The organism is Haloechinothrix sp. LS1_15, assembly GCF_033042135.1.
Classification (GTDB): Bacteria; Actinomycetota; Actinomycetes; order Mycobacteriales; family Pseudonocardiaceae; genus Haloechinothrix.
Map to the genome: position 1 here is coordinate 105,061 of NZ_WBXM01000004.1, position 13,838 is coordinate 118,898.

General features: G+C 68.1%; 12 protein-coding genes. 5 read left to right on the forward strand and 7 right to left on the reverse strand.

Annotated elements, in window-relative coordinates; all coding sequences use genetic code 11:
- The first annotated feature begins 27 nt into the window (after positions 1–27).
- The gene (locus tag F8178_RS07825; protein WP_317494019.1) at positions 28–843 is read left to right on the forward strand and encodes an alpha/beta hydrolase; all 816 of its coding nucleotides are present in this window, start codon (positions 28–30) and stop codon (positions 841–843) included.
- 56 nt (positions 844–899) lie between these two features.
- On the opposite strand, the gene F8178_RS07830 is transcribed toward F8178_RS07825, so the two are convergent.
- On the reverse strand, positions 900–2,915 hold the full coding sequence (locus F8178_RS07830; RefSeq protein ID WP_317494020.1) for a DUF6541 family protein: 2,016 nt from the start codon (positions 2,913–2,915) through the stop codon (positions 900–902).
- Between the two features lie 156 nt (positions 2,916–3,071).
- On the opposite strand from F8178_RS07830, the gene glf reads away from it, so the two are divergent.
- Positions 3,072–4,271 (forward strand): UDP-galactopyranose mutase, encoded by a 1,200-nt coding sequence (gene glf, locus F8178_RS07835; RefSeq protein ID WP_396345194.1) that lies wholly within the window; start codon positions 3,072–3,074, stop codon positions 4,269–4,271.
- A gap of 124 nt (positions 4,272–4,395) precedes the next feature.
- A complete protein-coding gene (locus F8178_RS07840; RefSeq protein WP_317494022.1) occupies positions 4,396–5,316 on the forward strand; it encodes a decaprenyl-phosphate phosphoribosyltransferase in 921 nt (306 codons plus the stop codon).
- Between the two features lie 3 nt (positions 5,317–5,319).
- Here F8178_RS07840 and F8178_RS07845 read toward each other — a convergent pair whose 3' ends face one another.
- Complete coding sequence (locus F8178_RS07845) at positions 5,320–6,075, reverse strand: decaprenylphospho-beta-D-erythro-pentofuranosid-2-ulose 2-reductase (protein ID WP_317494023.1); 756 nt, start codon at positions 6,073–6,075, stop codon at positions 5,320–5,322.
- A gap of 15 nt (positions 6,076–6,090) precedes the next feature.
- Complete coding sequence (locus F8178_RS07850) at positions 6,091–7,473, reverse strand: FAD-binding oxidoreductase (protein ID WP_317494024.1); 1,383 nt, start codon at positions 7,471–7,473, stop codon at positions 6,091–6,093.
- Positions 7,474–7,584: 111 nt separating this feature from the next.
- Between F8178_RS07850 and F8178_RS07855 the strand changes: the two genes are divergently transcribed.
- Positions 7,585–8,034: a GtrA family protein gene (locus F8178_RS07855; RefSeq protein ID WP_317494025.1), complete on the forward strand. Its 450-nt coding sequence runs from the start codon at positions 7,585–7,587 to the stop codon at positions 8,032–8,034.
- Between the two features lie 106 nt (positions 8,035–8,140).
- A complete protein-coding gene (locus F8178_RS07860) occupies positions 8,141–10,069 on the forward strand; it encodes a glycosyltransferase (protein WP_396345111.1) in 1,929 nt (642 codons plus the stop codon).
- 55 nt (positions 10,070–10,124) lie between these two features.
- Here the strand turns inward: F8178_RS07860 and F8178_RS07865 are convergent, their stop codons facing one another.
- Genes F8178_RS07865 through F8178_RS07880 form a run of 4 tightly spaced genes read right to left on the reverse strand, consistent with a single transcriptional unit; the run spans position 10,125 to position 13,772 of the window.
- On the reverse strand, positions 10,125–11,054 hold the full coding sequence (locus tag F8178_RS07865) for a glycosyltransferase family 2 protein (RefSeq protein ID WP_317494027.1): 930 nt from the start codon (positions 11,052–11,054) through the stop codon (positions 10,125–10,127).
- Between the two features lie 13 nt (positions 11,055–11,067).
- Positions 11,068–11,889, reverse strand: a complete 822-nt coding sequence (locus tag F8178_RS07870; protein WP_317494028.1) for an ABC transporter ATP-binding protein — start codon at positions 11,887–11,889, stop codon at positions 11,068–11,070.
- 3 nt (positions 11,890–11,892) lie between these two features.
- Entirely contained in the window at positions 11,893–12,834 is a 942-nt protein-coding gene (locus F8178_RS07875; protein WP_396345114.1) for an ABC transporter permease, read from the reverse strand.
- 59 nt (positions 12,835–12,893) lie between these two features.
- Entirely contained in the window at positions 12,894–13,772 is an 879-nt protein-coding gene (locus F8178_RS07880) for a class I SAM-dependent methyltransferase (RefSeq protein ID WP_317494029.1), read from the reverse strand.
- Positions 13,773–13,838: the final 66 nt, after the last annotated feature.

The window sequence follows — 13,838 nt, forward strand, 5'->3', positions numbered from 1 at the left end:
GAAGCGCCAACCGTGCAGGATAGCGACATGCGGGCTCAAGTGTCCGGCACCGTGGACCGCGCCGACGGGGCAAGGCTGAGATGGTGGCGGGTCGGCAGGGGTGAGCCGATACTGCTGGTGCACGGTTCGTTCGACGATCACCTGAGCTGGTCGCCGCTGCTGTCACAACTGGCGAGCCGGGCGGATGTGACCAGCTATGATCGTCGAGGTCACAGCGCGAGTACCGCACCGAGGGGGCAGGGAAGCATTCGTGCCGATGCTGACGACCTCCTCGCAGTGCTGGATACCGTGATCGGTGGTCCCGCGCACCTGGTCGGGCATTCCTACGGAGGGTCGGTCGCGTTGCTCGCGGCCGCGATGCGCAGGGACGCGGTACGTAGCCTCGCGGTGTACGAACCACCGTTGTACGGCTTGCTCGACCACAACCCGGTGGCCAAGGTGTTCGGCGCGGAGACCGGCGTGTGGATGTCGCACGCGGCCGAGCTCATCCGCGCGGGCAACCCCGCCCAGGGGGCGCGCATCTTCGCCGAGAAGGTCGGGTTCGGCAAGGGAAGCTGGGACGGTCTGTTCACCCGCGAGCAGCGTATGACCATGGTATCCAACGCGCACACGTGGCTGGATCAGTACAACGACCCCACGGGGCGCTCTGTGGACATCGCGACCCTGGCGTGGGCGCGGTTCCCGATTACGCTGCTTACCGGTGAGCGGACCTTCGAGCTGAACCGGATGGTCACCGCGGAACTCGCCGAACGGCTCCCGCTGGCGCGCAGCGTGACCATCCCCGGTGCGGGTCACGCCGGGCACCTCACCCACCCTGTCGAGTTCGCCTCCGCCCTGTTCTAGCAGGGGCGGGGAGCTGAACGTGACGTTCGGAGCCGTAGAAGGCACGAACGTCACGTTCAGCTCCGTTCCGAATCGACGATCTCGTAGATCACCGCGTCGGGGTTGCGGTAAACCTCGTCGAGAAAGTCCGCGTCATCCAGATTGGATAGCCCCGGGCTGCGGGTGTAGTCGGGATGGATCTGCCCGCTGCCGACGAACACGTGGCGCACACCCAGCCGTTCGACCGAAGCGCGGACTTCGGGGTCGTGGTCGTAGTTGCGGAAGTGGTTGGCCAGGTAAAGCGCGTCCGGTGGCGGGTGGTGGGCGTCGTAGTGCGCCGCCACCGAGCGCACCCCCGAGATGGCGTACAGCCACACCGAGCCGTCCGAGCGGTCGTTGAGCACCTTCTCGCCCGGTTCGGCCAGGTCGGCCATCACGCGCATCGCCGCCACCTGGAGCGGACTCACCGGCATCGGCTGGTCGTCTCGCTGGTGCTCGGCAGCGTTGTGGTAGGCGTAGGCCACCACCTGCGCGTTAGCGGGAACGTAGAAGCCGTTGGTGGCTACACCCAGCCCGGTGAGCACCGCGGCGGCCGCGCTCACCCCGGCGGCCCTGCCTCGGCCGGACCGGGCCATGCCTCGCGTCAACCCTCGTGCCAGCCACCGCTGAAGCTCGGCGAGTCCATGCGCCATCACCAGGCACAGCGGGACCAGCGTCAGCGCGAGCAGCCGGTGCTGGTCGTTCCACCACGGACGTGACAGCGCGATCACGACGGGGTTGTCGCCGTAGCTGGCGACCAGCACGAACAGCGTGGCGAAGACTGCGGCGGAGACCACGACCCACCGCATCGGCCGTAGCCGGGCGATCGTGAGCAGCCCGACGAGCAGCAGCATGGTCAGCAGCGGCTGCGGGTCGGTGATCGAGTCCGGCAGCACCACCAGGGTGCGCAGCGACTCGAGCAGCGGCAGCTGCGAAGCCCACGGCCGGTACACGAACGAGTCCCCTCCCGCGAACAGCACCGCGCCGATCAGGTGGGGAGCGGTCAGCGCCGCGCCCGCCCCGGCCACGGGCGCCAGCCTCCGTAGATCCACCAGCGCGACGGTGCTGGAGCCGCGACCGCCGAAACGCCCGGGAGTCCAGCGCCGCACCAGCAACGGCAACGCGAACAGGATCGCGGCGAACAGGGCGCTGGAGTGCACCGCGAGCAGTCCGGCCGCGGTGAGCGTGAGCACGACGCCAGTCTCCACACACGGACAGGTGAGGTACCGCTGCAGCGCGAGGGCCCCGAGCGGCAGCAACGCCACGCTCACCGCGAACGGCACCAGGCCGTTGGCGATGGACTCGTAGACGGCGTTGGTGGCGATCGCCGCGATGATCGCCGCGCTCGCCGCGAACATGGGCCTGCCTCCGCACTCGCGCACCAACGCCGCCAGCGACAGCGCGAGGATGCCCGCGGCAGGGAGGATGCTCGCGTTGAGCACCGTCGGTATCGACGCCCCGGTGATCATGTGCACCAGCGAGCCCACGAGGTGGTAGGCGTTCGGGTAGAACAGCGCCTCGCCCGGTTCGTACCGGTTGACACTGCTGATGCCGTACAGTCCGCCGTCGCCGGTCTCGCTGATGTAGCGCAAGCCGTTGGCGTGAAACACGGTGTCCCAGCGCTGGATCACGGTATCCAGCACGCCGCCGGAGGCACTGAGAACCACGACCATCGATACCGCCGCCGCGAACGCCACGCACGCCGCCACGGCGAGATGCGCACGTGGCCGCCACGGCGGGGGATCCGCCACTGGCAGGGTGACGGGGTCGCGACGCGCCCGCACCCGCGTGACGACGCAGCGGGCGGTGTAGGCGGCAGCGGCCAGAACCACGACGGCGAGCGCGGCGGTGACCAGTGTGTAGTGCAGGCCAGCCAGATCCAGCCACGGCCCGGCGAGCCCGAAGGCGGCGAAGCTCAACGCCGGGGCGAGCCCGGCCAGCGCCCAGCCGCGCGCGCCTGCGGCCCACCCGATCAGCAACCCCGGGGCCACCAATACGAGCAGGAACGTGCCAAGCGCCAGTAGCTGCAGCGGTCCCGAATCAGCAGGTGGCACGGCGTCCTATCGGTCCTCGCTCGCGGGTGGGGTGGTTGGCTGGTCGTGCCCGACTCGCGGGCACGAGGCGGGCGCGAGCGGTGTAACCGGCCGGTCGGGTCGCCCGTTCGTGGTCACGGCTCGCCGGTACCCTGACCTGCCGTGAGCTCGCGCACCATGGCCCCCCAGATTACCGACGACGACCTGGCTGGTGCCGACCTGATCGTGGTCGGGTCGGGATTGTTCGGTTTGACGGTCGCCGAGCGCGTGGCCAGCGAGCTGGGCAGGCGGGTTCTCGTGGTGGAACGCCGCGCCCACATCGGCGGCAACGCCTACTCCGAGCCCGACCCGGACACCGGTATCGAGGTTCACGCCTACGGGGCGCACCTGTTCCACACCTCCAACCAGCGAGTGTGGGATTACGTCAACCGGTTCACTGACTTCACCGGCTACCAGCACCGGGTGTTCTGCACCTACCGTGGCCAGGTCTACAGCTTCCCGCTGAACCTGGGCCTGATCAGCCAGTTCTTCGGCCGGGCGTACAGCCCCGACGAGGCGAGGGCGCTCATCGCCGAGCAGGCCTCGGAGATCGACACGGACAAGGCCGAGAACCTCGAGGAGAAGGCCATCTCGCTGATCGGGCGCCCGCTGTACGAGGCGTTCGTCAAGGGGTACACGGCCAAGCAGTGGCAGACGGATCCGAAGGAGCTGTCCCCGTCGATCATTACCAGGCTTCCGGTGCGCTACACCTTCGACAACCGCTACTTCACCGATACCTACGAGGGGCTGCCGGTCGACGGTTACACGGCTTGGTTGGAGCGGATGGCGGCGCACCCGCACATCACGGTGCGCACGGGCATCGACTACTTCGCGATCCGTGACCGTATCCCGGCGGGCACGCCCACGGTCTACACCGGGCCGATCGACCACTACTTCGGCTACGCCGCGGGCCACCTTGGCTGGCGCACCCTCGATTTCGAGCGCGAGGTCGTGCCCACCGGCGATTTCCAGGGCACCCCGGTGATGAACTACAGCGACGAGGAGATTCCCTACACCCGTATCCACGAGTTCCGCCACTTCCACCCGGAGCGTGAGGACCGGCATCCGAGGGACAGGACCGTGATCGTGCGCGAGTACTCCCGCTTCGCCTGCGAGGGCGACGAGCCGTACTACCCGATCAACACCGCCGAGGACCGGGAGAGGCTGGCCGCGTACCGGGAGCTGGCCCAGCGGGAAGCGCGGGAGCGTCGCGTGCTGTTCGGCGGACGGCTGGGGACCTACCAGTACTTGGACATGCACATGGCGATCGGTGCCGCATTGTCGGCCTACGACAACAAGATCGCTCCCCACCTGAGCTCCGGGGCACCGCTGGCTTGACCGGCCCATGACCGGCCTCTGCCTGCCCGCCCCCGCAGGCGAGCGAACCGGGCGCCGGGTGGTCATATCCTGGTACCGTTGCCCATTCGGCGTTCCAGGCGGCACGCACCGGGGAGGCGCAGCCATGAGCATGACGGCGCAGCGATCTCTCCGGCGGCACATCGACGGCGGTGCCCGCGGTGTGGCGCTCGGGGTGTTCCGCAGCGCGCGGCCGAAACAGTGGGTCAAAAGCGTGCTGGTGCTGGCGGCGCCGTTCGTGTCCGGCCAGCTCGCCGATACCGCGGTGCTGCTGGCGACAGTGCTGGCGTTCGTGGCTTTCTCGCTCGTCGCCTCGGCGGTGTACCTGTTCAACGACGCGCTGGACGCGGCCGCCGACCGCGCCCACCCGACGAAGTGCGAACGCCCCGTCGCCTCCGGGGTCGTGTCGGTCCCGGTGGCGTACGCCGCCTCGGCGATACTGCTGGCGGCGGGTACCGCGATCGGGGCGTTGGCCGGCTGGCAGCTGCTGCTCGTGCTCGGTGCGTACTGCGGGCTGCAACTGGGCTACTGCCTCGGGTGGAAGCACCAGCCGGTGATCGACCTGTGCATCGTCGCTTCCGGGTTCCTGCTGCGAGCGATCGCGGGCGGCGTCGCGGCCGGTATCGCGTTGTCCCAGTGGTTCCTGCTGGTCACGGCATTCGGATCGCTGTTCATGGTGGCGGGCAAGCGGTTCGCCGAAATGGTGCTGTACGAGCGCACCGGCGCGCGGATCCGCGATGCGCTGGCCAAGTACTCGACGAGCTACCTGCGTTTCGTGTGGGCCACCTCTGCGGCGATCGCGATCATGTCTTACTGCCTGTGGGCGTTCGAGATCCGCGGCGGTTCCGGCGGTGACATCTGGGCGGTGATCTCGATGGTGCCGTTCGTGGTGGCGGTGCTGCGCTATGCCGTCGACGTCGACGGCGGTAACGCGGGCGAGCCGGAGGAGATCGCACTCCGTGACCGCGTGCTGCAGGTGCTCGGGCTCGCCTGGGTCGGTGCCCTCGCGCTGTCGGTGTACCTGTAAGCGCTATACGGGCAGCCGCCGGAACAGTGCCCTCGGCACGTGCCGCAGCGCCGACATCACCAGCCGCAGCGCGGGAGGTGCCCAGGCGAGTTCCTTGCCCCGTTGCGCCGCGCGCACCGCGATCTCGGCGACCTGCTCCGGAGTCTGCGACAGCGGTGCGGGCGATGCGCCCTCGGTCATCCTGGTGTGGACGAAACCGGGCCGCACCACCGTCACTCGTGCCCCGTACGGCGCGAGCGCCTCGCCGACCCCGAGGTAGAAGCCGTCGAAGCCTGCCTTGGTGGAGCCGTACACGAAGTTCGCCCTGCGCACCCGCTCCCCGGCCACCGAGGACAGCGCGATCACCGAACCGTGTCCCTGCCCGGCCAGCCTGGAGGCCAGCGGTACACCGACCGACACGGCCGCGGTGTAGTTCACCTGCGCCAGCTCCACCGCGGTGCGGTGATCCCGCCAGGCCTGTTCGGGGTCGCCGAGCACGCCGAAGGCCACCACGGTGACGTCGATGTCGCCGGTGGCGAAGGCGGCGTCGATGACATCGGGATGGCTCGCGGTGTCGGTGGCATCGAAGTCCAGCTCCGTGACGTCGTTGCCCGCGGCTCGTAGCTGGTCGGCCGCGTCCTTGCGGCGTTGCGAAGGGCGGGCCGCCAGCACCACGTGCAGTGTCCGCGCCGCGGCATAGCGGCGGGCGATCGCCAGTGCGATCTCGGAGGTACCGCCGAGCAGCAGCACCGATTGCGGGTTCCCTACGGCATCGATCACGGCAGCTCCCGTTGGTTACAGCAGGTGGAGGCGGCGGGCCATATCCGATGTGAAGACCCCGTGCGGGTCGGCACCGTCGCGAACGGACCGCCACTCGTCAAGGCGCGGGTACATGGCTGCGAAGGACCGCGGGCAGGTGCGGGAATCCTTAGCCAGGTACAGCCTGCCTCCCGCGGAGAGCACCAACTCGTCGAGCCAGGAGCAGAAGCGGTGCAGGCCATCGGCTACCGGGAAGTCCACTGTCACCGTCCACCCCGGTTTCGAGAACGACAGCGGGGCCGGGTTTGCCTCGCCCATCCGCTTGAGGACGTTTAGGAAGGACGGGTGGGGCGAGCTCGCGATCCGCTGCACGATCCTGCGCAGCGTGCGCTCCTCGGACAGCGGCACGAGGAACTGGTACTGCAGGAAACCACGCGGCCCGTACGCGCGGTTCCAGTCGGTGATCGCGTCGAGCGGGTGGTAGAACTCGGTCAGGTTCTGCACCTGGCCACGCGCGCGTTTCGGCGACTTGCGGTACCACAGGCTGCTCAGCGCTGCGAAGGTGAACCGGTTCGCCAGCCCGGACGGGAAGGCGTCGGGCAGCCGCAACAGTCGCGGGGCGTCGAACCGGAGGGGGTCGGCACGCAGCGCGGGTGGCAGCTCGTCGCGGGTGGCCAGCCTCCCCCTGGACAACACCGCCCTGCCGAGGTCGCCTCCGGTGGACAGCGCGTCGAACCAGGCCATCGAGTAGTCGTAGGCGGTATCGGCATCCTCGGACAGCAGCGCGAGCGTCTCGTCGAGGTCGGCAGTCCGGTCGGTGTCGGCCACGAAGTAGGCGGACTCGGTCGGTCGCAGCGCCACCGTGGCGCGCAGCACGACCCCGGTGAGTCCCATCCCGCCCACGGTGGCCCAGAACAGCGGCGCGCGCTCGCCGTCAGGGGTGAGGTGGTGGATATCCCCGTCGCCGGTGAGTAGCTCGATCGAGCGGACGTGGGCGCCGAAGCTGCCTGCCGAGTGGTGGTTCTTGCCGTGGATGTCGGCTCCGATGGCGCCACCCACGGTGACCTGGCGGGTGCCGGGCAGCACGGGTACCCACAACCCGAACGGCAACGCCGCCCGCATCAGCCGATCCAGGCTGACGCCCGCGTCGACCTCGGCGAGACCGGTCGCGGCGTCGATGCGGTGGATGCGGTCCAGCCCCGTGGTGTCGAGCACGAGCCCGCCCGCGTTCTGCGCGGGATCCCCGTAAGAACGACCGAGGCCCCTGGCGATCACGCCGCGCGGCCCTGCCTCGGCCACCGCCGCGCAGGCAGCCGCGGTACCGGTCACCGGCACGACGTCTGCCACCGTCGGGGCGGTCCGCCCCCAGCCGTGCAGGACGCGGCGGTGCCCGATCCGGGGTTGTGCCGAAGCTGCCACGCCTGTCAAGGGTAGCCACACCGCGGCGGCGACCCTTCCCGGCGGGCCGCGATGTCGGCCGCGCGCGCCTGCGAGGACAATCGGGGGTAACCGCACAACCGTCGGAGGCTCATGGCACGTTCGTGGTTGCGCCGTGTCAGACCGCGGCCCCGGGTGGTCGGACAGCTCTGGCGTTTCGGGACGATCGGGGTTTGCTGCGCGATCCTGGACTTCGCGACGTATCACGGGTTGCGCGCGCTGGGTATGGATACCGGGATCCTGATCGACCTCGCAAGGGCGATCAGCTTTGTCATCGGGACCACCACGGCGTACCTGGCCAACAAGCGGTTCACTTTCGCCGCGACGGGTGGCCTCAAGCAGCTCAGTAGCTTCATGCTGCTGTACGGCACGGTGTTCTTCGTGGCGGTGGGGGTGAACCGATGGATGCTGCAGGTGCTGCCCGTCACTCCGTGGCAGAGCAGCCTCGCCTGGTTGATCTCGCAGGCAATGGCCAGCGCGATCAACTTCGTGATGCTCAAACTGGTGGTCTTCCGGGAGTCCGACCGGCAATCTGTCGCGTGATCGCCCCGACTTGTGCATGAGAACTACGGAACGCGGACCATCGTGGTCACAGAAAGTGATCACGCTATGCGATGCGTGATCCCCCTGAAGATCACAGATGCGTCCGATGTACGTTATCGGCATCACACCCGCGGCATGTCCGGAGGAGATCGTGACAGCGACGTATCTCGAGCACGGCAGGCTTCTCGCGCAGCGTGGGCTGTTTGCCGGTCCATCTGATGTGGTCAGCCGTGACCTCTATTCCGAGGTCACCACCGGGAAGGCAGTCCGGCGGCGGGACAGCGTCACGTTGCAGCCAGCGACTGAGGTTTCCGGAAACAGTTACTTCGGACGCTTCCCCACCACCTACTGGCAGCGATGGACGCCGGTGCGCGAGGTCCGGTTGGAGCTGGTCGCCACCGGTAGCGGCCGGATCTTCGTGGAGGCTTGCGACTTCGTCGGTGAGCCGCGGACGGTACTCGCGCGAGCGGTGGAGGGCTCGGTCGCCGAGCACGTGGCGCTCACCGTGCCGATCGATCGCCACTACGACGGTGGCGCGCTGTGGCTGCGATGCGAGACCGAGGTGGGTCAGGAGCTGACGGTCGAGCGCGTGCGGTGGTTGGTCGACGCACCCGAGACGCTGCGCCCCACCGCGATCACCATCTGCACCATGAACCGCGCCGACGACTGCCTGGCGACGCTGGAGTCGCTGGCTCGCGATCTAGAAGCGTTGGAGACGATCACCGCCGTCTACGTCGCCGACCAGGGAACCGACACGGTGGACAGCCGGGAGGGTTTCGAGCAAGTCGGCAAGGATCTCGGTGGCATGTTGCGCTACATCAAACAACCCAACCTCGGCGGCTCGGGCGGGTTCACCCGCGGCCTGTACGAGGTGGCTGGCCAGGACGAGGATCGGCGCACCAGCGTGCTGTTCATGGACGACGACATCGTGCTCGAGCCCGACATGGTGGTGCGGTTGACGGCGTTCGCCAATCACACCGTCGAACCGACCATCGTCGGTGGCCAGATGCTCAACCTGCTGCACCCGCACCAGCTGCACGTCGGTGCCGAGTGGGCCAGCCTGAACACGCTCGAGCCCGGGATTCCCGCCACGCACGGTCATACCACAGCCGACCTGCTCGGCCTGCGCCGCGGCATGGACCGGCCGGATCGGCAGGATCGGCGGGTCGATGCGGGCTACAACGGCTGGTGGTCGTGCCTGATCCCGGCCGAGGTCGTCGACACGGTCGGCTACCCGATGCCGTTCTTCTTCCAGTGGGACGACGCGGAGTACTCGTACCGGGCGGCCTCGCGCGGCATTGCCACGGTCACCCTGCCGGGAGCGGGGGTGTGGCACGTCGATTTCGGGTGGAAGGACTGGGACGAGTGGCACCGGTACTTCAACCTGCGCAACTCGATGATCACCGCCGCGCTGCACAGCTCGTTCGACATGACGGTGCTGATGCGCGTGCTTGTCGCGCAGTTCGTGCGGTACCTGCTCGGTATGCAGTACGGGTTGGCGGCCACACTGATCAAGGCGATCGAGGACTTCCTCGCAGGCCCGCGGGTGCTGCACGACGGCGGGGTGGCCGCGATGGCCGAGATCCGCAGGATCCGCGAGCAGTACCCGGAAACCCAGCGGAAGGAACCTGCCGAGACCGGTCTCGATCCGATCGAGCTGCGCATCGTCAACGCGGGGCCGCGGCCGAGTATGGAGCGCGCGGTGCTGATCAAGCGGATCCTGTGGCGGATCCTGGGCAAGCACGTCCACGAATCCGGTTCGATTCCCGCCGATGAAGCGCACTGGTGGCATGTCTCGCTGTTCGGCACCGCGGTGGTCACCGACGCCTCGCAGCAGGGGGTGCGGGTCCGCAGCTACGACAGGGCACGCATGATCGAGATGGCCAAGCGTGCCGCGACGGCGCTGAACCGGCTGCGCAAGGACGGTCCCGCAGCGGCGGCCGCGTACCGCCGCGCGCTCCCGGAGCTGACCAGCAGGGCGAACTGGGCCCGGCTGTACGGCGTCGACGAGCGAGTGGGAGCGGGACGGCGGTAACGGCAGCGGCCCGCACTCCGGATCCGCTCACCCCGCCCGCCTGCCCCCGCTGCTCCTAGCAGCGGAAGAAGCGTTCCTTCCTGCCCTGGCTGGCGAGACGGAGCCAGCGGGTGAACTCTCTCGGGCTGCGCTTGACGGCGATGAAGTACAGGCCGAAGCGGATGATCTCGAGCGCGCCGATCTTGCGCATCCCTGGCTGGGAGAGCAGGTAACCGCGGTTGCGGTAGGTGTAGTAGCGTTTCGTCTCGCATTCTGGGTCCTGGGCGTGCAGCCGGCCACCCAGCATGGGCTTGAACTCCCCGCTGCCGTCCGGATGCAGGTAGGCCGCTCTCGGCGTGGTGCCGAACGTCAGCCCCGACCGTCGCAGCCTGCGGTGCAGCTCGACCTCGTCACCCCGCATGAACAGCCGGAGGTCGGGTACCCCCACCACGTCCAGCGTGCTCGAGCGGAACAGCGCTCCGTTGAACAGCGATGCGATGCCTGGCAGGAACTCCTCGCCGATCGCGGCGCGCGACCGCTTCCACCGCAGGCCCCTGCGTAGCGGGAAGGCGAGCCGGTCCGGCCGGTCGATGTCGACGACGACGGGGGAGACCTCGTCCAGCCCGCGCACACGCGCTTCCTGGTGCAGTATGGCGAGCACGTCCTCGTCGGCGGGGCAGCCGTCGTCATCGGCCAGCCATATCCAACTCGCGCCGAGTGTCAGGGCGTGCAGCATGCCGAGCGCGAAGCCGCCCGCGCCGCCGAGGTTGTGGTGGGAGTGCAGGTAGGTGTGCGGTAGTGGGCAGTTATCCACCACGTCGCGTGCGGGCATCGCGGGTGCGTTGTCTACCACGATCAGGTGACTTACGGGGTGAGTCTGTGCGGCGATGAGCTTCAGCGAGTGCGCGAGCAACTCGCGACGGTCCCTTGTGACGACGACGGCGACCGTGGCCTCGCCCGGAGGTGATGCCGGGAGGTCGGGGTCGGTGTGCCCCGTGCCGTTCACGGTACTGCCCTGCTCACGATGGTTCGCCGTTTCCTGTGATGATCTGCCTGCTAATGCCGAGACGCGCCGCGGTCTCGGCGTCGATGCTCTCGTAGGGGTCCTTGCCCTTGTAAGCGGTGATGACGTCACGGAGTGAGCCGCTGGCGCGGATGTTGCCCTCGTCCAACCACACCGCCGAGGTGCACAGCTCCAACAGTAACGCGTCCTGATGCGAGGCGAAGACCAGCACGCCGGAGCGGCGGACCAGATCCACCAATCGGTTACGTGCCTTGGTCATGAACGCGTCATCCACTGCGCCGATTCCCTCGTCCAGCAGCAGGATCTCCGGGTTGATGGAGGTGACGACACCCAGCGCCAGCCGTACTCGCATACCCGTGGAGTAGGTGCGCAGCGGCATCTGCAAGTAGTCCCCGAGCTCGGTGAACTCCGCGATGTCGTCCACCCGTCGCTGCATCTGCTTGCGGGTCATCCCCAGGTACAGCCCGCGGATCATGATGTTCTCGTAGCCGGAGATCTCGTTGTCCATGCCGATTCCGAGATCGAACACGGGAGCGACCCGGCCGACGATGCGGGATGTCCCGCGGGTGGGCTCGTAGATGCCGGACAGCAGGCGCAGCAGGGTCGACTTGCCGGATCCGTTGTGGCCGACCAGCCCGACTCTGTCTCCTTCACGGATGGACATCGTGATGTCGTGCAGGGCTTCGATGATGGGAACCTTGCTTTCGGTTCCGATCCTGCCGCCGACCTTGCCGAGCACGCGCTTCTTCAGTGACCGGGTCTTGGCATCGAAGATCGGGAAGTCCACGTAGGCGTTGCGTACGTCAATGCTGACCATCGTTCACACCCAGTAGGAGACGCGAGCACGGTAGTTGCGCATGATCATCACGGTCAGCAGCCAGCCGATCGCCGTGATGGCGCCGACCACGTACCAGTGATGGAGGGACTGCGTGTGGCCGAGCATCGGAGCGCGGATGATCTCGATGAAGTGGTACAGCGGGTTGAACTCGTAGAGGAACTCCCGCCAACCGGCTCCGGCTTCACCGAATCGGGCGATGAGAATGTCGATGGACCACACGATCGGGGTCAGGAAGAAGAGCAGGCTGCTGATGGCCGTGATCACCTGCGGGATATCGCGGAAGCGGGTGCTGCAGATACCGAACAGCAGTACGACCCAGACCCCGTTGAGCACGAGCGCGCCGAACGCGGGCACCGCCATCAGTGACCACCAGCCGAGACCGATCTGCGGGATGCCGTTCTCGATGATCGTGTACCCGGGTTCGCGCAGCCAGGGGAAGAAGGCCGCGAGGATCGCCGCGTACACGATCAGGTTGTGCGCGAACATGATCGTCAGCCGCCACACCGTGCGCAGCGCGTACACCATCAACGGCGCAGGCATGTGCTTGATCATGTCGTCGTTGTCGATGAAGGTGTTGGCGCCTTCCTGCAGGCAGCCCATGATGAAGTGCCACAGGATCAGGCCGACGGTGATGTAGGGCAGGAACGTGCCGATCTCGGCGCCGAACAGCTGCGAGTAGAGCAGGCCGAGCGCCACCGCGGTGATCGCCATGCTCGCGGTGATCCACAGCGGACCCAGCACCGACCGGCGGTAACGTTGCTTGATGTCCTGCCAGCCGAGGTGGCTCCACAGCTCACGCATCGCAAGGCCGTCGCGCAGGTCGTCAAACGCGCGCTGGAAACTCCTGGCGGGCGGGATGCGCTCGGTGTCGGGCTCACCCACCCCCCGGGGTGGTCCCGATCGCGTCGTGCTGACGGTATGCACGAATGATGAGGGTACCGTTTGCCCCCCTCGGCCTTGTTGCCGGAGCCGGAGTCCCTGGTTCAGCACAAGCGGACGACGACCTGACGATCCTGGTAGGTGTAGGCCTCGTAGCGGAAAGCGACCCCGGTGCGCTCGACGAACTCGCACCACGCCCGGTACTCGTGCTGCTGCCACCCCGGGTAGTTGAGGAACTCGTCGAACACCAGCACACTGCCCGGCCGCAGCCGCGGGCCGACATGGTCGAGCACGGTCACCGCCGCGCTGTAGATGTCGCTGTCGATGTGTACGAAATCCACCGGCTCGGGGTGCGCCGCGAGGAACTCCGGCACGGTGTCGGCGAACCAGCCGACCACCAGCTCGGCGCCTGCTACCTCGGGGAGCTGCTCGCTGGCGAAGCTACCCGCGCCGATACCGGGTAGCCAGGCCTCGGGTAGCCCCTGGAAGGAATCGAACCCGTAGACCCGCCCGTCGCCGCGCCGCTCGGCGATCTGACGCAGCGTGTTGCCGGTGGCCACGCCGAACTCCAGCGCAAGGCCACCCTGCGGTGCGAGCGACAGGCCGTACTGCAGGGTTTCCCACGGTCGGGTGAAATGTGGGCGGCCCGTGAAGTGTTCGTAGGTGAACCTGCTGCTTTCGCTCGCCGCCTCGCGATCCCCCGCGAAGACCATGTCGTGGCGGCTGCGCCACTCGAACTGTCCGACCCGATCGATGGCGCGGTCGACCTGCCGTTCGTGCTCGGCGACGAGGTCGACCTGTAGCTTGTCCAGCCGCTGTTCGGTCAGTTCGCGCAGCACCGACACCTCGTTGCGCAACCGCTCGTTCTCGGCGCGCTGCTCGGCGTACATCCGCTCGGTCACCCGCTCGGCCATCAGGTCGGCGAGGCGGTGTGCGGCACCGGACAGCCGGGATCGAACCGCTCGACGTAGCCGTCGCTGCATGGGGGCCCCTGTGTGGATCTGGCGGCACGCGGCCGCAACGGGATGGTGGTCGAGCTGGGGCTTGTG

What these genes read in the sequence shown, in the direction of transcription:
- F8178_RS07855 (WP_317494025.1), top strand. Translation starts at nt 7,585, where the DNA reads ATGGCACGTTCGTGGTTGCGCCGTGTCAGACCGCGGCCCCGGGTGGTC.
- F8178_RS07825 (WP_317494019.1), top strand. Translation starts at nt 28, where the DNA reads ATGCGGGCTCAAGTGTCCGGCACCGTGGACCGCGCCGACGGGGCAAGG.
- F8178_RS07860 (WP_396345111.1), top strand. Translation starts at nt 8,141, where the DNA reads ATGTACGTTATCGGCATCACACCCGCGGCATGTCCGGAGGAGATCGTG.
- glf (WP_396345194.1), top strand. Translation starts at nt 3,072, where the DNA reads ATGGCCCCCCAGATTACCGACGACGACCTGGCTGGTGCCGACCTGATC.
- F8178_RS07840 (WP_317494022.1), top strand. Translation starts at nt 4,396, where the DNA reads ATGAGCATGACGGCGCAGCGATCTCTCCGGCGGCACATCGACGGCGGT.
- F8178_RS07870 (WP_317494028.1), bottom strand. Translation starts at nt 11,889, where the DNA reads ATGGTCAGCATTGACGTACGCAACGCCTACGTGGACTTCCCGATCTTC.
- F8178_RS07880 (WP_317494029.1), bottom strand. Translation starts at nt 13,772, where the DNA reads ATGCAGCGACGGCTACGTCGAGCGGTTCGATCCCGGCTGTCCGGTGCC.